Origin of the sequence: Acinetobacter sp. NRRL B-65365 (genome assembly GCF_001605865.1) — a bacterium.
Lineage (GTDB): Bacteria > Pseudomonadota > Gammaproteobacteria > Pseudomonadales > Moraxellaceae > Acinetobacter > Acinetobacter vivianii.
Genome location: NZ_LRPD01000057.1, coordinates 1 through 534 on the forward strand (window position 1 = coordinate 1; position 534 = coordinate 534).

Genomic DNA, 534 nt, shown 5'->3' on the forward strand with positions numbered 1-534 from the left:
GTAATGCTGTCGAACTTCGCATCTTTCAACAATTCAATCTTGATACCATCTTCTGTGGTACGTGTGATCACGTTCTCACCGCTGGTCTTGTCTTCTGCTGTTGCAGCATCAGCTCCACCGATGATGTTTAACTTGTCACCCAACTTACGGTGTACATCTTTACCCGCATTGCCAGCAAAGTTGAGACCTTTATTGGTCAGGTCATTCACACCATTAGTCACTTTGTCATCAACTGACTTGATCGCATCATTGATGTTGTTTTTGCCTGTACCACCAATGTTGTTGATTGTAATGCTACCGTCTGGATTAACCGTTGTATTACCACCGATGCTGTTCTTGATGCTGTCAGAGATATTCTTCACCTGACCGCCATTCACTGCATCTTTAGATCCATTGGCAATTGAACCATCAGCAACATTAGTAATAACCTTGTTACCCGCGTTGATGCCATCTTTAGTGATGCTTGGGCCATCTTTAATAGTTAAGCCATTGTTGTTTAATACGCTGTCGCCAGTCGTAACGCTGTCGAACTTC

The 534-nt window shown here is 43.4% G+C and carries 1 pseudogene; it reads right to left on the minus strand.

Going from position 1 to position 534, the window contains the following annotated elements:
- A pseudogene (locus tag AWW72_RS16525) lies at nucleotides 1-534 on the minus strand (YadA-like family protein); the annotation flags it as partial.